Raw genomic sequence first — 19,377 nt, 5'->3', positions numbered from 1 at the left:
CGACTGTCACCTCGGGACGGGCTGTACAGCGTCCGATGCGGCAAGGGTGCTCAAGTACGCCCTTCGCAAGCGGGGGCTACGCGGCGGTCTGGCCGTGCCCAAGCTAAGGACGGACAATGGACCACAGTTCATAGCAAGGCACTTCGAAGAGGCATGTGGCACGCTTGGTATAACGCATGAGAGGATACCGGTCAAGACGCCGAACATGACCGCGCACATAGAAGCGTTTCATTCAATTGTGGAAGAAGAGTGTTACACAAGATACGAGTTTGGCAGTTTTGCTGAAGCGTACGCTACCGTAGCTGAATACGTGAGGCATTACAACCAGCGCCGCAGGCACGGAGGTCCAGGATTCATGTCGCCAGAAGCATTCCACGAAGCATTCATCCGCAATACTGTGCCTGCCAGAGCATTTGCCGCATAAACTCCGGAATTAGGGGGCCAGGGCGCTCGAGGACAACCTGCGATTTGAAACTCGGTGAGTACGTCTTCTTCATAGCTCCATTATAGCTTGAAATCGACCCTTTTCGTGTCCAGTTCTACGGGTCCATTATGCTCGGTCGCCTCGTCGACAACTCACATCGAATGCGCCCAGCGGAATGCGTAGTTGGAAAAGGAGAATCGCGTATTTCGTTGAATACAACTGCCTATTAGCTGTGCCCAGGCCCCGGAGCTGTAGGTCAGTGTCAACTGCAGGGGGTCAGGGAGTTGTGCGTCCAGTTGCTTCATCGCTTTACTTTGGGAAAGCAGATGACGATGCAGAGAACGCAGGAGGACGACTCAGATGGAGATAACGAAGGATCTGTTGTTGCGCGCGGCCTTGAAGTTCCTGGACCGTGCGTCGGTGAAGAAGGACGAGAACCTTCTCATCATCACTGAACCCCCTTCAGACAGGCGAGTGGTGGAGGCCTTGTTTGACGCCGCATGGCAGAAAGGGGCCCGACCCATAGTCACCATGACTCCTTACCGAGGTGAACACAACGTAGAGCCTGCCAGGACATTGGCCGCTACCATGAAATCCGCAGACGTGGCCATAACCCTGATACCCTACGAGAGCGCTGACTTCTATACCAAGGCCTTTCTCGAGATGCTGCAGGGTGGAACACGCATGCTGGGCTTTCTGAGCGCCACAGCCGAGGTTCTAGTGCGCCACGTCTACCAGCACGACTTCACCGTCACTGACGGGATATGCGAAGTGCTGGAAGGGATTATGTCCAAGGCTCAGAAGGTGCGGATCACCTCTGAGGCCGGAACGGATCTTGAGGCCACCATTGGCGGACGCCCGGTTCAACTCAACCCCGGCAAGGTCGCCTTGGCAGGGGAGGAGGGCTACCTGCCTCCAGGCGTGGTGGGACAGGCCCCCGTTGAAGAGAGCTGGAACGGGCGAGCGGTCTTCGACGCCTTCGCCTATCCTGTGGGCATACTCCAGCACCCCATTACCGTGGACATACGCGAAGGTAGGATTGTGAAGATCTCCGGAGAGGCCCAGGCTGACAGGTTCAGAGCTTGGTTCGAACAGAGGAATGACCCAAACATCTACTGGGTGGCCCACTACGGGTTCGGTATCAACCCCAACTTCAAGAAGCTTTCCGGGCTGAAGTTCCTGGACGAGAGGATGTACGGGCTCTTCGACGTAGGATTCGGAACAAACGACCTCCCTTGTTTCCAGGGGAAGGTCAGGGCGAACGGCCACACCGACGGACTCATGACCGGCGCCCGAGTGGAGTTCGACGGAGAATGCATTTACGAAGACGGGAAGTTCATACACCCCAAGATAGTTGCGCTCCTGGAATCCGCCACACCTTAAGCCTGGGGAGGTCGCAGCAATCGTGGCAGATAACGCTGTCATAGTCACTGGCGCCACCGGACAAGTCGGGACCTACATATCCTTGTTCCTGGCGCGCCTGGGCGTTGCCGACTTCATCTACCTCGTGTGCCGGGATCCCCGCAGGGCGTCCACGGTGCTCTTCAATACGAAGACGAACGCCCTCATGCGCGGGCACGACTGCAAGGTGGAGGCGCTTCCTCTGGACCTTCGGGACTACGAGGCCGCCGCCGAACAGCTCGAGAAGATCAAGCCTAGGTTGATAATCAACAGTGCCGCGCTGATGACGCTCTACCCCTACTTCCCCGCGCTCCGGCGCCGGCAGAAGAGGATGGGGTTCACCCCGGGGTTTGCCCACACCCTTCCCAAGGACATGGCGGTGCTCTGGCCTCTGATGCGGGCGGTTCATGACGCTTCCCCGGACACCCGCGTCGTCAACTTGGCCGCCCCGGACACTGGGCCGTTCATCCTGAAACCTCTGGGGCTAGTGCCGACGGTAGGGGCGGGGACCCTGGACTCCACCACCCACGGGATCAGGCTGGCTGTTGGGAACAAGCTCGGTGTTCCATACAGCGCTATTCGGATACAGATGGTTAGCCACCACGCCATCCGCAGGTTCCCATCGAGCGTTGTTCCGTTCTTCCTGCGGATCTACGCAAACGGGGAGGACGTAACCAGATCACTGGATCACAACGAACTGATAGACCATGCTGTGGACGTCACAGGGGTTGAGACCGTGAGTACCCCGGTGGACAACAACGCGTCCATCACCGCGGCTTCTGCAGTGGAGACCGCGCGGGCCATCCTGCTTGACACTGGAGAGATACGCCACGGGTCAGGGGTAGACGGGGCCCCGGGAGGAACCCCAGTCAGGCTCACGGCCGCAGGCGCCCAGGTAGTCCTCCCCGAGGGACTGACACCTGATGAAGCCCGCCGCATCAACGAAGTGGGGATGCACATCGACGGGCTGGAATCTGTGGACGAGAACGGGACCGTCACTTTCACCGAGAATGAGCGCAGGTGGATAAGGGAAGGCCTCGGGCTATCGTGGGACCGGATGTCTCTGGAGGACTCCTATGATATGTACCTGGAGCTGGACGAAGCCTACAAGCGCCTCAACCGTGAAGAGACTGCATAGAGCAGAGCGGGGAGGAGACTCATGACTATCCTACGGGGAGGGCGCCCAACATCCGGGGTGTCTCTCGGAATCATAATGCTGGACTGCAAGTTCCCGAGGCCTGTCGGGGACATAGGCAATGCCCGGACCTTCCCGTTTCCGGTGCAGTACCAGGTGCTGACGGGCATTCCCGCCGCGGATCTCACCCGGCACGGGAAGCCTGAAGCCGTGGAGGCTCTGGTTGAGGCTGCCAGGAGGCTTGAGGCATTAGGGGTCAAGGCCATACTCACCAGCTGCGGCCTGCTCATCAGGTACCAGCAGACGCTCGCAAGGTCGGTGAGCATCCCCGTTGCCAGTTCGGCCTTGATTCTGCTGCCCACCATCGGAGCCTTGCTCCCTTCTGACAAGAAGATAGCGGTCATCGCCGCCTCGAACCTCCCGGTCTCCGTGTTCCAGCAGGTAGGATGGGGAGAACCGGACCGCCTGGTCCTCGCGGGTCTGGAGGATTGCCCTCACTTCACCTCCAGCATAATGGAGGCACAACCCCCATACGAGCTGGATACAGAGGCGGTCTTCTCGGAAGTCCTGGCGGTGTGCCAAACCTTGAAGGATGAGGAGCCGGGCATAGGGGCGTTCCTACTGGAATGCACGAACCTGGCCCCCTACACCCCGAGGCTCAAGGAGAGCCTTGGACTCCCAGTGTTCGATGTGAACCACCTGGCCCACCTCTTGCACGCGGCCTCGAGTTAGGCAGGTGGTGGCTTCGACCCACGCTGCTCAATAGGCGGTCAGTCTCGCAAGAACAAGTCATGGGACTACTAATGGGAGGTATCGGAACATGAAACGGAACACTAGATTGACCCTGGGAATGGTTCTCGCGGCTCTGGTCGTGCTGTCGGCCTGCCTGCCTTCGGCGGGAGTGTTTGCCGCAAGCAGACTTACATTTGCAGGCGGACCCGCGGGAGGAGCCTGGTATGGCCTGGCAGGAAGCATTGCTGAGCAGATCAAGACGGCGTTCCCAGACGTTCTGGTCACTGTCATCCCCGGTGGGGGAGTCGGTAACCCGACCCTTGTGGAGACAGGCAAGGCACAGCTGGGCCTGACCGTCGCTCACCTCTACCAGTCTGCCAGGCTGGGCACTGACCCTTACGAGACAGTGCCTGCCAAGCACATCAGGGCCGTGGCTGAAGTTGGGACAAGCGATATGGGCTTGTTCCTGGTTAAGAAGTCCGTTCCTGTGAACTCCATAAAGGAGCTCAAGGAAAAGAAGTACCCGCTCAGGCTCACAACCACAAGCAAAGCCAGCACCCCTGCACTGGCCGCTGAAAGGCTTCTGAATGAGTACGGCATAACCTTCGCGGAGCTGCAGTCGTGGGGTGGCAGCGTGACCTTCACAAGCTACGCCGATGCGGTCACCCTCATATCCGACGGCCACGCCGACGCCATAATCGCGCCGGTTGTCCCCGCTGTCGTCGAGCTCACCACGAAGACCGCCATGAAGTGGCTGGATCCCGAAGAGAGCGTCGTCGAGAAGATGGCGGAAAAGTACGGCTACGCCAAGAACTTCATCCCCAAAGGCAAATTCGTCTGGGCAGAGAAGGACGGTTGGACTATCGGAGAGCCCAACGTCATCATCGTCCGTGACGACGTGCCGGAGAACGTGGTCTACGGAATCGTCAAGATCATCTGCGAGAACCCTGGAATCGTCCAGGACTGGGGAACTCACCACGCCCTGTTTGACCCGAAGAACGCCTGGCGGAACGTGGGCGGCCCTCTGCACCCCGGAGCCGAGCGCTACTTCCGGGAGAAGGGTTGGATGAAGTAGACCCGGGATGACACCCTGGACGTGGCAGCCGGTACATATCTGAATAGGCCGATGGTCTTCAAAGTGTCAGGGGAGTGCGCCAATGAGTGAAAAGGACCTAAGATACCGCAGCAACACAGTAGTAAATGTGGTCGCAGCCGCGTTCGCGTTGTTCCATCTGTACACAGCATGGTCCGGGGTGCTCATTCCGGCACTTCAGAGAACCATACACCTCACCTTCGCAGTGACGCTCGTGTTTCTCATGTATCCTCCGCGGAAGGGCTCCGCCTCCAGCCCCACCTGGCTCTGGGTGGACGCCCTTCTCGCCGGCGTCGCTCTGACCGCCTTCGGGTGGTTCGTGGTGGAACACGATGTCATGGCCACCTGGATAGTCTACGTGTCCTCTTTCGAGACACACCACTTCATAATTGCGCTGGCAGCCACCGTCCTCCTGCTTGAGGCGGCCCGGCGGTCGAGCGGGTATGCCCTTCCCATCGTGGGCGTGGTGTTTCTCATCTACGGATGGCTTGGACCGTGGCTCTCTGGACCCTTGCGCCACGCGGGGCTGACCATAAGGGACAGCATGGAGATCCTCTACTTCGGATTCGACGGGGTGTACGGGATACCGGTAGGCGCGTCTGCCACCCTGATTGTGATCTTCATCATCTTCGGAAGCTTCTTCGAGAAGGCAGGGGGCGGAGGGGCCCTCATGGACATAGGGAAGTACCTGGCCGGTCGCACCAGAGGGGGTCCGGCCAAGATCGCGGTGATCGCAAGCGGCCTGTTCGGCACCATCTCCGGGAGTGCTGTGGCCAACGTGTACGCGACAGGGACCTTTTCCGTGCCCACAATGAAAAGGCTAGGGTACAAGCCGAGTTTCGCCGGAGCGGTGGAGGCGTGCGCAAGCACCGGCGGGCAGATAGTCCCCCCGGTGATGGGGGCAGCGGCGTTCGTCATGGCTGATGTCACAGGCATACCTTACGTGAGGATAATGGCCGCCGCCCTCATACCAGCTATTCTCTACTACAGCTCCCTTTTCCTCATGGTTGACTTCGAGGCCGCGAGGACCGGGATTCGCGGAATGTCCGCGGACGAGCTTCCCAGCCTCAAACAGGTCCTAAGCCAGGTACATCTGGCACTCCCCATTCTGGTGCTCGTGGGGGCCTTCATCTCCGGAGTCAGCCCCATGCGGGCAGGGCTCTATGCAACCATCGCCACAGTCGCGGTATCGTGGTTGGGAACCGGAGAAAGGTTAACCCCCAGACGCATACTGGACGCTCTCCAGACCGCAGGCAAGAGGACTGCCATGATCGCCGCGGCCACAGGCATAGCCGGGATGGTCATCGGGATCGTCACCTACACAGGCTTGGGCCTGAACTTCGTGGGTCTGGTGTCGAGGTTCTCCGGAGGGACCGCCTGGGTGGGTCTCATCCTTGTGGCCCTGGCCTCGATCATACTGGGGATGAGTGTCCCCACTACAGTGGCTTACATCATAGTCGCGGCGGTGGCGGTTCCGGCCCTGAGAGCGCTGGGTTTCGACCTGCTGCCGTCCCACATGTTCGCCTTCTACTTCGCAGTCATCTCAATGATCACTCCACCTGTGGCGCCTGCCTCTCTCGCCGCGTCTGAGGTGGCGGGGGCGGGCTTCTTCCAGACAGGCATCTTGGCCTGCAAGATTGGGCTGGTGGCATTCTTGGTCCCCTTCATGTTCGTCTACTCTCCAGAGCTTCTCATGTTCGGGACCCCGTGGGGAGTGCTCATGGCCGCCCTCACGGCGATGGTGGGGGTGGTGGCGTTCAGCGCCGGAGTCTATGGATGGTTCCTCGTCAGACTCGGCGCCCCGAGCAGAGTCCTGTTTACAGCCGCAGGCCTGCTCATGATCAAGCCTGGCGGTTACACCGACATCATCGGACTGGTTGCCATCGGGCTTGTGCTGGCATTGCCGCTCAGACGTAAGCTACGAGCGGAAGGGGCCGGCGAACACCGAGGATGATGCCGCGAACCACAAGACATGCACCTGAGAGTCCGCTACATACACCACCGCCACTGCCCGCGCAGGCCTGGCCTGTAGCGGATGCTGTCCGTCACTGTTCTCGCAAGGATTGTGGGAGCCTGGGCGACCATTCCCGCCCTTCTCATGAGTTCACGGACATCCAGCTCCGAGGTGTCCTCTCCAACTCCGGCGCGACAGGCTGTCAAGTTCCCGCTGCCCGATGTGATACAATTGACATGGAGTCGCCTTCCATCAGTGGCGCGGCCTGACAGATCGCGGCTGGCTTGGGCCCTAGCTCCGGCCCTGGCCCCGTCATGCCTCCGGGCGAGGCGCAAAGGAGTGAACTTCGCGTGATCATAAGCGCGAGCCGGCGGACGGACATACCGGCGTTCTACTCCAAGTGGTTCATGAACAGGGTGCGAGCTGGGTTCTGCACAGTCCCCAATCCATTCAACCCTACGCAAGTGTCTGCGGTCTCACTCGGACCTGAGAATGTAGATGTTATTGTGTTCTGGACCAAGAATGCCAGGCCGATGCTGGAATACTGCAACGAGCTTGACCGGTCCGGCTACCGATACTACTACCAGTTCACGCTCAACGGCTATCCCGGAGTGCTTGAGCCCGGGATGCCGCCCCTCGACGAACTCATTGACACATTCCGCGGGCTTGCGTCCATCATAGGACCGAACCGTGTGGTGTGGCGGTACGATCCCATCGTACTGAGTGATCTCACCCCCGAGTCCTATCACGCAGAGCGCTTTTCGGAGATTGCCGGTAAGCTTGCGGGGTCGACGACTCGCGTGGTGATAAGCCTCCTCGACATGTACCGTAAGGTTGAACAACGCCTCGTGCGACTTGAGAAAGCCGGTGCGGTACGCGTGACTCCCATTCTCGCTCCACCCCGGCGGCTCCTTGCCACCTTGGCGAGTGTGGCCGCTGAGCACGGGATGGAAATCGTGAGCTGCGCCGAGCCCTTCGATCTGACCGATTGCGGAATTGGACCGGGCAAATGCGTGGACGACGACTACATAAAGGCCGCGTTCGGCATCGACGTCACGCACACAAAAGACCCTGCGCAGCGTAGGGAATGCGGTTGCGTGAGGAGCAAAGATATCGGAGCATTCAACACCTGCGTCCACGGATGTGCCTATTGCTATGCAAATGCGGATCTCGCGGCAGTGCAACGGCGCTTCAGACTCCATGACCCCGAATCCCCATCCCTGGCGGGATGGCACATACCTGTGGAGACCTAGGATAGCGAAACCCGCGAATGCCGGGGGGCCGACTGTTCTAGTTGTGCCGGAGAGGCTCCTGTGCCCCCGCGTGTCCCAGTGGGCCCGCATGGTGGAAATACTTTTCATGCTGGGCCTTGACCGCCTGGACCGGGATGATGAGATCGTGCTCCTGGCCCAACTCAACGCCTTCACGAGCCTCAACGTAATGGGCGAAGGGCTACAAAAGGGCGCGAAGAAGGCAAAGGACTTCGCACTCAGGGGCGCAAAGTGGGCCGTAGACAAGGTGTCGCCTGGTAGAGGCGTACGAGTCGACCAGTTCCGCACACAGCTCGACTGGGACCCGAATGTCCTTCATCGCAGGGTTGAACAGGAAATCCGCGCGCTGTCGACCCTCACTGCCGGCGAGCTCGAGGAGCATCTGGATGAGGCGCTTGCCAGGGTCGCCGGGATTCCTCATGGTCCCGCCGGGCTGCAGGCCGTTTGACCAGAGGGCTCGCCCGGATCTCTGCTATTCCGCGCTCCGGCGGCGCTGCAGGGCGGTCGGGCCGAAGGTTCTCTGCTGATGTGCAGACCTCGAAGGGTCCGATGGATCGATCAGCGATAGCGACCGCCATACTTCGTCGCGCGGCGCGAAGCCTCAACATCGATCCCCACCGGTTCGCGACCGACACCGACCTCGAGTCCGCAGTATTTCGGGAGTGCGTGAGAAGATACGTAGAAGAAATCAAGCGGCGGATCGAGACTGCCTCCGAGGCTGGCTACGCTGATGTGGAACGGGGCTTGAGAGATGAACTTGCCAAGCTGAGCGCGGCTGAGGCCGAGGCTGTAAGAAGGTCTTTAGGGCTTGATGCGCTTTCCGCGCGGGCGGTCCTGACTCTCATCAAGTCCTCATTCTCTGCCGCCATCGCCCAGACGGTTGTGGCGAGTTTCGGATTTGGATCGTTTCTCTTCCTGACAACACTCATCGAGGCGATCAGCCTCCTTTTTGGGGTGACGTTCTCCTTCGGGGTGTATACTGCCGCAACCTCCGGCCTTGCCATGCTGCTATCGCCCACGGTAGTGCCCGTGGCCGGCGCGGTCGCGGGCGGCGCTGCCCTGGTTTTGACCGGGCGCAGGCTGAGGGATGAGATGGCGAAGCTTGTCATCATCGTGGGCAGGGGAAAGCTGATGTCGATGTCGGGGTAACGCGCGGTACCTGACCCTAATCCGGCAGGCCTCCTGTCCGTATCCAGGACACTTCCTGGAGTCCGGCGAATTCCGCGAGCCTCAAGAGGGCATCGCTGACGCCTTGGTCGTTCGCGGTGCCTTCTTCGAACCAGATGCCTTCCACCACGAGCAATCCCTGCTTCCGGTCGGCGCGCGGGCAGACTCTCCCGATGATTCTGTCCCCGCAGACTATGGGCATGGTGTAGGCGCCATACCGGCGCTTGGACGCTGGTATGTAGATCTCCCAGGTATACTCGAACCCGAAGACGTCTGCGAGCCTTTCGCGCCTCCACAGGAGGTTGTCCAGGGGAGAAACGAGGAACACGCGCGGCGAGACATCGAGCCCGGGCCTGTCGAACTCTCGTAGACGGTCTACATCCTGAGAGAGCACGTAGTATCTCCGCCTCACCTCTTCGATCTCGACCTCCACAAGTCGCCCGTCGCGGACAGCGCCATCCACAAGGGCGCGCCGTTCGGTAGTGGGCATCCTCTGCCAGCCGAACCGGAAGTCCCCCACGTCGAACAGGCGCAGAGCCCGGAAGTACTTGTCCAAGAGGCCCCGAGCGGCCTCTTCATCGTTGGTTTCTTCAGCCTTCACGCAGAGGTCGGCGGGGACGACGCGTTCGGGGATGTCGTACACCTTCTCGAGCCCGCGCCTGCCTGTCACCATGAGCTCGCCCGACTCCCACAGCAGCTCGAATGCAAAGGACGTGGCCTTGGTCCGGGGAACCGCGTCCCAATAGGCGACGACTCTCTCGTCAGACTCGATCTCCCTCGAGGTGCGGGGGCCGAGGTCAGTAATCTCGCGGAGTATTCGTTCGGGCGCCTCCCCGAGCTCGGCGCGCCTTTCCCATGCGAGTGCCCTGTAATGGCGCATCCGCGGGCGGAACAGAGGGTACTCCTCCATTGGGATGACGCACCTTGCGTTCGCTTCGTGTTCGAACACTCGTCCCGCTCCGAGCAGCCCATCGAGTTGTTCAGGGTGGTAGTCGCGAACCCGGTTCCACAGGACGAGATGCTGGTTCTGAGACACGAGCGAGACCGGGTCCACCTGGATGCATTCGAGGCGCCTCACGGCCTCGAGAGTCCCGTCGGGTCCCGATAGCTCGTCCCGCCATGGAGCAAGGTCGTCCGCTTCAAGCAGGCCCTGAGATGCAAGAAGGAATCTTGCGGCTGCCTGCCGCGATACGCGTATGGACAATGTTGTGCCTCCTGTTCTCACCTGCCGCTTCCCGACGGGCAGGCGAGGAAAGCCGCGAGCGAGGCCAGGTCTTCCGACACTGCCAGGCCCACGTAGCGTGCGCCGACCGTCACCCACGGGCCGAGTGTAGACTCACGAGCATGCATGCTGGCTCCGGAGATGACCGTCAAGGGATCTCAGTCTCTTCGAGCATCACGATTGAGCGAGCTTTAGGCAAGACCCGCACCAGCAAGGACCTTCTCTCACCGGGCAGCACATCAAGCACCATGCATTCCTGCTCGATGTAGTGATGGCCCGGCAATGCGTTGGCACGAACAGTCAAGACCCATCGTCCGGGGGGCAGGTCTGAGAAGGCGAATTCGCCTTCGGGGTCCGTGAGACGGCGAAGGACCTGGGTGCCATCTGCAAGTTCGACTAGAATGCCCCTTAACCCTTCCTTTTCGATGAGTGGTCCGGCGTCGGAGCCCAGTATCTCATCGTGCTCCCGCCCAAACCTGGCGATCCGACCGGTAACCGAGGCGCCCCGGGCAATCCCTATATCCACGCTCACGGTACTGCCGCCCGATATAGTAACTGGCATGGGAGACGGCTGCACGGTCACGTATTCCGCTCCGATGGACCGGCGGTCAATGCTCAGGTACTGGGGACCCACAGGGACGGAGGGGAAAGTGAACGTCCCGTTACGGTCTGTGACGGCATTCAGCCCACTCACCCAGATGATGACGTTGGGGATTCCCCCTCTGGCAGGATCTTCAGAATCGTACACTCTGCCCGTGAGCGTGCCGACGTTCGTCTTTCGCGCTACAGGCAGCCCGAAGCTGGTCCGACATGCAAGCGTGAGCACATGATTCCCTGAAGAGAGACCGTGGCTTTGGACGCTTTTCAAGTTCGCCTCGAGCCACGTCCCGGGGCGGATCTCATTGTGCACGACAACACTCAGGGTCACCTTGGGATCTGTGAGAATCTGCGCCATGGTCTCGGCCTGTGCTTGCCAGTGGATTCCCAGGGTCGTCCGGCTTGAAGGAGCATAGGCCAACGAGATTCCCGCCCTCGCTACCTGCTCCTCTTCACTCGAGAGAAGGTCCGCAAAGGCTGGAGGCTCTACGCAGGCTGCAATGCTCACCTTGCCAACCTGTTGGGCGATGCGTAGTTGCAGTACCCGTTCATGGGCTGAATCCATTCCGTCGGGGGTCTGTTCTTGCTTTCGAGTGTCGCGGTAGGAGGCCGAGAACGAACTGCCCTTGCCTGGCGTGCAGGTAAACCCTGCGGAGAACGAACGGGTTCGAAGGGTGCTGAAGAGGCCCGGGCCGAAGGAATTGCCCTGCCCGCTGAGGGCCCAACCCGCCCAGAGCGTCGAGTTTCCGATGGGTTTTTTCAACTGCAGCGACAGCGCGTTGGTGTCGTTGACTGCACCCATGTAGTCTGGATCAGCGTGAAGTAGGTCGACGAAGTACCTGACTCCCAGTGCTTCCCCTGACATCGCTGCCCGCCATGCTGTACCTTCGAGATGGTCGTCGCCCATGTATCCGTGACTAGTTGCCCATTCCAGCTCGAGTGTGGAACCTGGCCCGAGGGAGCCCTTGGTCGAGGCGCTCCAGATCCGCGCGCCCTCTGGACGATTCGGTGTACCGCCGTATCGTTCCAAGTAAGAGAGCTTGATCGGCCATGACGTCTCGAATCCAGGCTTCACGTACCAGGCTGCCTCCCGCTGCTCACCCCAGGGATTGGCGGAGTAGAACCCGAGAGTCGTCCTGCCCATAGACATCGACGCTTCGATGCCTCTGCCCGAGAGACCTGTCTGTGTGAGAGGAGTGAGAGAGAACGACCTATCGCCCACGTGAAGCGTTCCTGCGTCCGTCGTAAGACTCATGCGGTACTCCCCACCGCCCTGACTGGACTGAGGACCGGGCGTCGGGATGTCCGCGGCGAGGCTGACCCGTACCTGCCTCTCTTCGTCTACCGTTCCCGATCCGGCCAGACGTGTGCGGAGTGAAAGGCCGGAAGTCCCTGTGGATACGTGTGTTGTAAGGGATAGGGGCATCTTGATGTAGACATCTTCATCTCCGCACGCCAGGGGAAGGACGTCTGCGGCAGTGGCGCACTCCACGGCGACCTCGTTCCCGTCCGGTCCTTGGTACGTCACCTGAAGTTTCAACACCTGCTTTCGTTGTTGCCTCAGGCGAACGTCCGTCTCCGCTGCGACGGAGACCTTTTCTGACTCTCCAGGGGATAAGAGAAATGAACTGATATTGGCGACCGCAGGCGAGCCTTCTCCGGTGTATGCGCGAGCCTTGACTTCGACCTGGACATTGCCGCGGTTACTGACAGCGAATACGGCTTTGTGGGACTCACCTGCGATCACGTAAGCCTGAGAAGAAAGGACCGCGATCTCCACGGAAGGGCGGCCCAGGACGATAATTTCGATCTCCGCTCGTACAAAGCACGAAGAATCGGTTGGGTCCACGACCGAGTAGGCGACGGAGTAACCGGATCCCCCAAGGCACGTCTTGGGGACTACCAGGTTCACCATGCGGGCCTCGCTTTCGCCTGGCGGCAGCGAAAACGGTGGACCCACGGAGACGATTGCCCAACCACTTGGAACCTCCACAGAATCTGTGAGCGTTCGTGTGGAGGGAGACGAATTCTCGACCACAAATGTCATGGTGACAATCTGACCTGGGATCGCTTGGATCGAACCAGGCCGTCGCACCAGCACGAGCGGCTCACCTTCCGAAGCCAGGCACGGCACCCACGTCGAGACGACGGCCGCTGTGACCACGGCGGTCAGTAGGAGTAGCACAGCACGGGCCGAAGGAGACACCTCTCGTTCTACTCTCCTTCACTAAAGTTCCACACTATACTGCGCCCCCCATACTGCGGAGTCGCCATCGTCGATTACCACGAGGATCCTGTACCTGCCTTTGGCGAGGCCCTCAAAGGGTATGGCATACCTGACTGAAGTCGTCGGGTAGATCCTCTTGCGTGTCCCCTTGAACGTTCCGACCAGTCTGCCCTCGCGATCGTAGACCTCAGCTCTCACCTCGGGTGTTATCATCTGTTCCCCGGTATTCTCCAGGTCAAGTAGGAGGGTGCACGTGCCATCTTGACCTCGCTCGAGTTTCCGGTTCAGGATCTTCACGTTCTTCGCGCCTGTTGTACCTACATTCGTGATGACCTGTATTCCATACCTGAGCACAGTCTGCACGCCCAGGACGTAGTTCCCTTCCTTGGCCCTGATGCTCTCGGGGCTTGTGGAGGGTACGGGCTCTACCATGATGATGCTCCAGTAAGTGCCTTTCAGTTCCGGGTCGTTTGGGACGCGGATCGTGTAGTACACGAAACCGACCTCATTTGGGGGAATCACCAGTCTGGCGGGGGCGACCGCCATCCACCCGGCGTTTGACCGCGGGTTCCCGCCAGGCCTCGCGTAGTCGGTTCTACCGTCTGCATAGAACAAGTAGTCACACTGTTCGACCTTGATCTCGACCGGGTCTGACCCGTTGTTCCGCAAGACTATGGAGCCGTCGACCTTCTGGCCCGGTTCAACAGTTGACTGCCTGGTCAAGCTCCCTACCACTGCGACGTTGGCTAGGGCGTGACTCGCTGCAAACAGTATCAAGAAGAATACAACCAAAACCGCGTTCGCCAGGATCTTCTTCATTCCAGGCCTCCTCGAGCCATTCACAGGTCAACTACTGTGTAGGTCACCGTGGTAGAGTAGATGCCCGGAGGAATCCGGACGGACATGCCTGAAAGGCGGTATTGAACGCATATGTCCCTTCTGTCCCCCCAACCCCAGAAAAACTCGGCGTTCTCAGACCCGACAGGCACGTAGGTGTCCCCGCCCGAAGGCGCGGCTCCCAACCCATCCCCGCCTGAAACGCGCCTGACTGAAAGCGCCAGATCACCGTGCCAGTTCGTATCCGTCTTCCTCACGTCGACTCTCCACGGGTCAGTCGGTTCCGAGCATCCGGAGATGCTGAGCACGCTCTCATTTGCGGAACCCTCGTAAGTGCTCACGAGGTCAGTTCCTGCACCACCTACCAGGTCCGCTGAGGTGACCATGCGCCACCAGCCGCCGACTGCGACGATTTCGTAGGCATCGACGGAGGTACTGGCAAGAATAAGGATGACCGCTATGAGCGCAAAGACGCGCACGTCACATCACTCCGGAAAGATGGCCGACGAGGGACCGCCGGCCATCCGAGGACAGCACTACGGGACTCTAGACTCCGTCGATGATAGTGAAGGTTACGGTCTTGTTAGCCGATGCGACCACGCCTGCGGTGACGGTTGCGGAGAGCGTGTAGGTTATCGTCAGGCCGCTTTCGGCCAGTGTGGAAATGCCCGTGACGAGATCTGCTGCGAGAGCGGTGAGCGTCACTGCACCCGCGGAATTGGCGCCAGTCGGCGCTGCAAGGTTGACAGTGAGTGTGACGCCAGAGGGCATGGCCGTATCGATTGCCCCGGTGATCTTCTTGTTCGACTCGTTGGTGGTAACGGCGTAAGTCGTGGTTGCATCAGTCACGCTATTAGGCTGACTTCCAGCCGTTGCGGCGCTCACGATGAGCGGGGCAGGGTTGCCACTTACGGAGATCTCGTTGATGACTTGGACTTCATAGGTGACAGTCTGCGTACTTGAGGAACTGCCCAATGCGGGCCCACTCACTGCGGCGAGTGCAACCGTCAGGATGGCGGCGACAAGGATTCTCTTCATGTCATACTCCTCCTATTGCGATAGTGCGTAACGCGTAACCTGTCAGTCTAGGTTCTCCACGACGTGGTCTTGAGATCAGGCGCCCATCTCCAGGCAACCCCTCCCTCCGGAAGACGGGCCCGGGCCCGTCTCTCCAAGGACCCTTGGATACTCGTGGGCGACAGCGAGAACCTCACGCCGCTAGGCTCCGTTCGCACGATCCGCATTCCCACCACCCGGGCACTCTCCCAAACACTCGCCTGAATGGGAACAAACTCCCCCGAGTGAAAGAGGAGAGCCGATTCGTAACCTCATCACCCATGTTCGGCAGCCCGGCTAGCATGGGGACGCAGATCCCTTTAGCCCCGTGGCTTTGCGGCGCCATCTTTCGAGCGGCTGTGCCATTGATCGCAGGGTCGGCGTAAGAATACGCCGTGCGAAGAGTGATTCCTTCCGGCTGAGTCGATTTTTCACGCTTTTTTAACGAAAACTCTTGGTGATCCTGTTCCGGTAAGCAGTGCGGGATTCCTGTGAAGGGCTTGATGTCGGAAACCATGTAGCTACAACCTGGGCAAGGCGATGTTCTTGGGGGCGGTGTGAAGCGGACGGGGGTGTAGCGGCTCACGTGTTGCTTCCACGCGGTGGAAGCCCGCTACACTGTCGCCCGCATGCCTGTACTGGGTGTGTGCTGAAGAATGGCTACCGAGATCTGTCCCAGGTCCACACATTGGGTCCCAGGGTAGGCTGCATCTGGGAGGACAGAAGTTCTACTGAGGCGCGGGAGTGGCGCGCGGCGCCTGAGCGAACGAAGGCCTTGAGGAAGCCTAAGAAGAGCACCAAGGCCACAGGGTCCCCCCGGAATGTGTGGTCCTGCGGAGTCTTGAGATGCACGCGTCCATGCTGGGCAGGAGAATCCGCCAGGACGAGTGGTTCTATCAGTCTCGCCAGAAACCACTTGACTGTGTTGTGCCTCGTGGGATCATCCCATCCCGCTGCAACATGTGCCCGCCCGATTGAACGTGCTCTCCTCCAGATAGTTGCCGGTGTTCGGCCCGACTGATAAAGGAAGTTCAAGTAGGATGCTATGGTATCGGGTGATCCTGGCAAGCACTCAAGCTTGGTCCGCTGGCACCAGGTGATGAAGTGGCACCAGTCCATTTTGTACGCACTTCTCGCAGATCGTAATTTAGCACGGAGTTGAGGTTCCCATAAGTACAGCACTGTGTCTAGAAGGCTCTTCGAGAACAGCGACTGCGGGAACTGAGCTTCAGTCAACGCAGTTACTCTGTGCCGCCGCATATGCCTCGGAGCTGGACTGATGTTCCTCGGTGGAAGTGCGCAGCACTAAAGGCCACACCGTTCACCTGCATTTAGTTTAGTGACGCCAAGACCTAGTCAGGACGCAACTGTAACATGACACCAGCACGCTTGCAGATTACGAAGGGCGCTGGCAACATATCCACAGCGAGGGCGTGCCAGCTCGATGGCGAATCTACGGCCTGCTCAGTCCCAGATCATTGTTGTCGTGCATAAGATGCCCGCCGTCGCCCATGATGCCGTACCGTCTTCTGTCACCATCCTGATCCCACCCCCGTGTCAGTTATGTTTGAACAGTGGTGTAGCAACGCGGCATTGAACTGCAAGATATGGGAAACTCCTGATCTGCGAGAGTAGTATATAACTACATAGCGGGATGAATGTGAATTGGAGGACCAAGTATCGGTTCCGGCTTGGTCCAACACATGCCTCACGGATATGCGCAAGACGGTGTTCGTACTCCCAAGCGTCGTGTGGCTCCGTGCCTATACATTCTTGTTTTGTGCACATTCATGCCCTCCATCGTGCATTCTCAACACGAAAGAATGGCAGGTGACGATATCTCGAATCCTGTGTTGAATCGATTGAGTATGGGGAAACAAGCAGAGGAAAAGAACGCGATAGTCTGATGCCCTTTCCGTTATCGCCCGTTCGCATTGGAGATATCCATTCCAACTAGCCTCGTCTACCCAGGTCAGATCGGTGGCCACTCTCAGGCCGGAGTAGCCGAAAGTGAGCGCGCTGTCGAGCGCGTTGACCAGACTGTCGACAGCCTTTTCTGATGATGGCAGACCATTGTCCAGGTACCATTGAGAGTGCGGAACGATCTCAACGAGTCTACGGCGCACGCGGCCTGGTGTTGTTGAACCCAACGTCGACGAGCGGTCAGCTGGATCCCACCAACCGTGAACTGCGTTCGGCCGCACCCAAATGGAGTACTGGTGGGCGTCGAGGCCCGCCTGGAAGTATGATTGGACATACATCAGGTGGGATGGGTGACCGAAGGGGTACACGAAGCATAGATGGGTGCCCCATGCTAAGTCTCCTACGCAAGGAAGACCGCTCGTTCTTGACGGATACAACTGCAATATACCCTCTTTCGTCAGGCGCTATCTGCCAGAGTGCAAGATACGGCCATGTGTGTTGAATGCGCGTGGCCTAAACGGTATTCATCCCGCCAATGAAGGTAACCCCCTGCCTGTTTGCTTCCATGACGTGAAGAAAGACCGGTACTAGCGAAGGGTCGAACTGCGTGCCTGCACACCGCTTGAGCTCTGCAAGTGCCTCCTGCTCAGTCATTGCCGCCTTGTAGGGTCGTGGGTGTGTCATGACGTCGTATGCATCAACTATGGCTACGATTCTTGAGATGAGTGGAATGCTCTCCCCACGCATCCCAAAAGGATATCCGGTCCCATCCCACCTCTCATGATGCGCCAATATCGCCGGGGAAAGGTGGTGGAGATCGGACGAACACCCCGAGATCCTGGCTCCGATCTCTGGGTGTCTCTTCATTATTTCCCACTCAGCGCTCGTCAAGGGTTCAGGCTTATTGAGTATGCTGTCCGGGATGGCGATCTTACCGATATCGTGAAGCACGCAAAGAAGAGATATGTCATTGAGCTCTGATAGGGAGAGCCCGAGTTCCCGGCCGATTCGGACTGCCATTTTCTCGAGCCTTGCAGCATGTTCTTCAGTCTCGTGTGTCTTCTCTTCAAGCGTCTTGCGCAGAGATGATATCAGGGAGCTTCGCACGCTCTGGGGGTGCGTCAGCTTGTGTCGGTACATCCGGTTCTCTGCTTCTGCGAGGACTGCATTCACGCAACGATCGGGGACTGTCAGATCGGCCACCCCAAAGGAGACGGTCAACTGGACAGGTCCAGGCGTGGAACGCGCCAGAGTCTCCTGAATCTGCTCGCACATTTCGGCGGCGACGTTGGGGCTCGTATGGGGCAGAATCAGGACGAACTCGTCTCCACCCCACCGAGCTACCACATCCTGCTCACGGCATATCTTGGTGAGCGTACGGGCCACGTTGGCGAGCAACCGATCTCCCTGGTGGTGGCCGATAGTCTCGTTGACCAGTTTCAGGCCGTTGACGTCCATCATGACCAGACTCAGCGGCAGGCAGTCCTCCTTCGACAGCTGCACGAGGACTTCTTCGGCGTAGGCGCGGTTGTAAAGCCCTGTGAGCTTGTCGTGGTAGCTCAGATACCTTATCTGTTCCTCTGCCTGCTTGCGCTCGGTTATGTCGCGGGCTATTCCGCACACGCCGATGATTTCGCCATTTGCACCCAGGAGAGGTGCTTCGATCAGGCTGAAGGTTCTCGGTTTCCCCTTAATGGTCCGGGAGTACTCGCGAAGGGCGAACTTGGGGTTTGCTGAGCCGTTGACGCTCAATTCACGCGGCGACGAATCCGGTCCGAGTAGTTCGTCCTCGGTTCGCCCCAGGAAGGAGGCTTCGGGCATTCCAAACATCTTGGTCATGGCTGGGTTCACATGTAGATATCGGCCGGATCGGTCCTTAATGTAGATCAAGTCTTCTGCGCATTCGAATATGGCTCGGAATCGCTCCTCCCCCGCCGCGAGCTCGCCTTGGATCCGCAGTCGCTCAGAAAGTTCAGTCTCAAGTTGGACGTTCATGTGCCTCAGCTCTTGGATCTGGGCGTCAATAGTGCCGCGCATCTCATCTCTGCTTGCCTCAAGTCTCGCAGACATGGTGTTAAACGCATTCGCTAGTTCACAGAATTCCAGTGCTGAAGGGATGCTGATCGACTCGCCAAGGTGACTACTGTCGGACGCAATCTCTGTAGCTTTCTGCTTGATGGTGTTAAGCGGTTTGAGGATCCTGTGGTGAACCAGATGGGACTGGCATACGAATATGGCGGCGAGAAGCGCGAGCATGACTCCGGATATTCTTAGAGTCAAGCCGGTATGAGTAAAGTTTCAGTAGGTACAGAGATCTTTCTGTGCCCTAAAACGGAAG

The 19,377-nt window shown here is 59.2% G+C and carries 16 protein-coding genes and 1 riboswitch; of the genes, 9 read left to right on the top strand and 7 right to left on the bottom strand.

Going from position 1 to position 19,377, the window contains the following annotated elements; genetic code table 11:
* The 9 genes from NUW23_10200 to NUW23_10160 form a co-directional block, all read left to right on the top strand.
* On the top strand, nt 1-424 hold a 424-nt coding region (locus NUW23_10200; GenBank protein ID MCR4426542.1), incomplete at its 5' end, for an integrase core domain-containing protein.
* Nucleotides 425-784: 360 nt separating this feature from the next.
* On the top strand, nt 785-1,807 hold the full coding sequence (locus tag NUW23_10195) for a hypothetical protein (GenBank protein MCR4426541.1): 1,023 nt from the start codon (nt 785-787) through the stop codon (nt 1,805-1,807).
* Between the two features lie 22 nt (nt 1,808-1,829).
* Nucleotides 1,830-2,963: a hypothetical protein gene (locus NUW23_10190; GenBank protein ID MCR4426540.1), complete on the top strand. Its 1,134-nt coding sequence runs from the start codon at nt 1,830-1,832 to the stop codon at nt 2,961-2,963.
* Between the two features lie 21 nt (nt 2,964-2,984).
* Complete coding sequence (locus NUW23_10185; GenBank protein ID MCR4426539.1) at nt 2,985-3,692, top strand: aspartate/glutamate racemase family protein; 708 nt, start codon at nt 2,985-2,987, stop codon at nt 3,690-3,692.
* Nucleotides 3,693-3,780: 88 nt separating this feature from the next.
* On the top strand, nt 3,781-4,767 hold the full coding sequence (locus NUW23_10180; GenBank protein ID MCR4426538.1) for a TAXI family TRAP transporter solute-binding subunit: 987 nt from the start codon (nt 3,781-3,783) through the stop codon (nt 4,765-4,767).
* Nucleotides 4,768-4,849: 82 nt separating this feature from the next.
* Nucleotides 4,850-6,739, top strand: coding sequence for a TRAP transporter permease (locus NUW23_10175; protein ID MCR4426537.1), 1,890 nt, complete (start codon nt 4,850-4,852; stop codon nt 6,737-6,739).
* A gap of 350 nt (nt 6,740-7,089) precedes the next feature.
* Complete coding sequence (locus NUW23_10170) at nt 7,090-7,992, top strand: DUF1848 domain-containing protein (GenBank protein ID MCR4426536.1); 903 nt, start codon at nt 7,090-7,092, stop codon at nt 7,990-7,992.
* A 106-nt stretch (nt 7,993-8,098) separates the two neighbouring features.
* Nucleotides 8,099-8,458: a hypothetical protein gene (locus tag NUW23_10165; protein MCR4426535.1), complete on the top strand. Its 360-nt coding sequence runs from the start codon at nt 8,099-8,101 to the stop codon at nt 8,456-8,458.
* A gap of 101 nt (nt 8,459-8,559) precedes the next feature.
* A complete protein-coding gene (locus NUW23_10160) occupies nt 8,560-9,159 on the top strand; it encodes a hypothetical protein (protein ID MCR4426534.1) in 600 nt (199 codons plus the stop codon).
* Nucleotides 9,160-9,175: 16 nt separating this feature from the next.
* On the opposite strand, the gene NUW23_10155 is transcribed toward NUW23_10160, so the two are convergent.
* The 7 genes from NUW23_10155 to NUW23_10125 all read right to left on the bottom strand — a co-directional run bounded on the left by NUW23_10155 (nt 9,176) and on the right by NUW23_10125 (nt 19,295).
* Entirely contained in the window at nt 9,176-10,381 is a 1,206-nt protein-coding gene (locus tag NUW23_10155) for a winged helix DNA-binding domain-containing protein (GenBank protein MCR4426533.1), read from the bottom strand.
* Between the two features lie 17 nt (nt 10,382-10,398).
* Nucleotides 10,399-10,551 (bottom strand): hypothetical protein, encoded by a 153-nt coding sequence (locus NUW23_10150; protein MCR4426532.1) that lies wholly within the window; start codon nt 10,549-10,551, stop codon nt 10,399-10,401.
* Nucleotides 10,548-13,202 carry a hypothetical protein gene (locus NUW23_10145; protein ID MCR4426531.1) on the bottom strand — a complete coding sequence of 885 codons (2,655 nt, stop codon included), beginning with the start codon at nt 13,200-13,202 and terminating at the stop codon, nt 10,548-10,550. The genes NUW23_10150 and NUW23_10145 overlap by 4 nt, the downstream gene beginning before the upstream one ends.
* 21 nt (nt 13,203-13,223) lie before the next feature.
* A complete protein-coding gene (locus tag NUW23_10140) occupies nt 13,224-14,042 on the bottom strand; it encodes a hypothetical protein (protein MCR4426530.1) in 819 nt (272 codons plus the stop codon).
* A 20-nt stretch (nt 14,043-14,062) separates the two neighbouring features.
* A complete protein-coding gene (locus tag NUW23_10135; protein ID MCR4426529.1) occupies nt 14,063-14,539 on the bottom strand; it encodes a hypothetical protein in 477 nt (158 codons plus the stop codon).
* A gap of 67 nt (nt 14,540-14,606) precedes the next feature.
* The gene (locus NUW23_10130) at nt 14,607-15,098 is read right to left on the bottom strand and encodes a hypothetical protein (protein ID MCR4426528.1); all 492 of its coding nucleotides are present in this window, start codon (nt 15,096-15,098) and stop codon (nt 14,607-14,609) included.
* A gap of 302 nt (nt 15,099-15,400) precedes the next feature.
* A riboswitch (cyclic di-GMP riboswitch) is annotated at nt 15,401-15,490 on the bottom strand.
* 2,062 nt (nt 15,491-17,552) lie between these two features.
* On the bottom strand, nt 17,553-19,295 hold the full coding sequence (locus NUW23_10125; GenBank protein ID MCR4426527.1) for a diguanylate cyclase: 1,743 nt from the start codon (nt 19,293-19,295) through the stop codon (nt 17,553-17,555).
* Nucleotides 19,296-19,377: the final 82 nt, after the last annotated feature.

Source organism: Bacillota bacterium, from assembly GCA_024655925.1.
GTDB lineage: Bacteria > Bacillota > DTU025 > DTU025 > JANLFS01 > JANLFS01.
This window is presented reverse-complemented; position numbering and strand designations above follow the sequence as displayed.

Bases quoted from the DNA above. Each gene is read 5' to 3' on its own strand.
- NUW23_10140 (MCR4426530.1), bottom strand. From the start codon at position 14,042: ATGAAGAAGATCCTGGCGAACGCGGTTTTGGTTGTATTCTTCTTGATA.
- NUW23_10125 (MCR4426527.1), bottom strand. From the start codon at position 19,295: ATGCTCGCGCTTCTCGCCGCCATATTCGTATGCCAGTCCCATCTGGTT.
- NUW23_10130 (MCR4426528.1), bottom strand. From the start codon at position 15,098: ATGAAGAGAATCCTTGTCGCCGCCATCCTGACGGTTGCACTCGCCGCA.
- NUW23_10185 (MCR4426539.1), top strand. From the start codon at position 2,985: ATGACTATCCTACGGGGAGGGCGCCCAACATCCGGGGTGTCTCTCGGA.
- NUW23_10195 (MCR4426541.1), top strand. From the start codon at position 785: ATGGAGATAACGAAGGATCTGTTGTTGCGCGCGGCCTTGAAGTTCCTG.
- NUW23_10165 (MCR4426535.1), top strand. From the start codon at position 8,099: ATGCTGGGCCTTGACCGCCTGGACCGGGATGATGAGATCGTGCTCCTG.
- NUW23_10180 (MCR4426538.1), top strand. From the start codon at position 3,781: ATGAAACGGAACACTAGATTGACCCTGGGAATGGTTCTCGCGGCTCTG.
- NUW23_10160 (MCR4426534.1), top strand. From the start codon at position 8,560: ATGGATCGATCAGCGATAGCGACCGCCATACTTCGTCGCGCGGCGCGA.
- NUW23_10175 (MCR4426537.1), top strand. From the start codon at position 4,850: ATGAGTGAAAAGGACCTAAGATACCGCAGCAACACAGTAGTAAATGTG.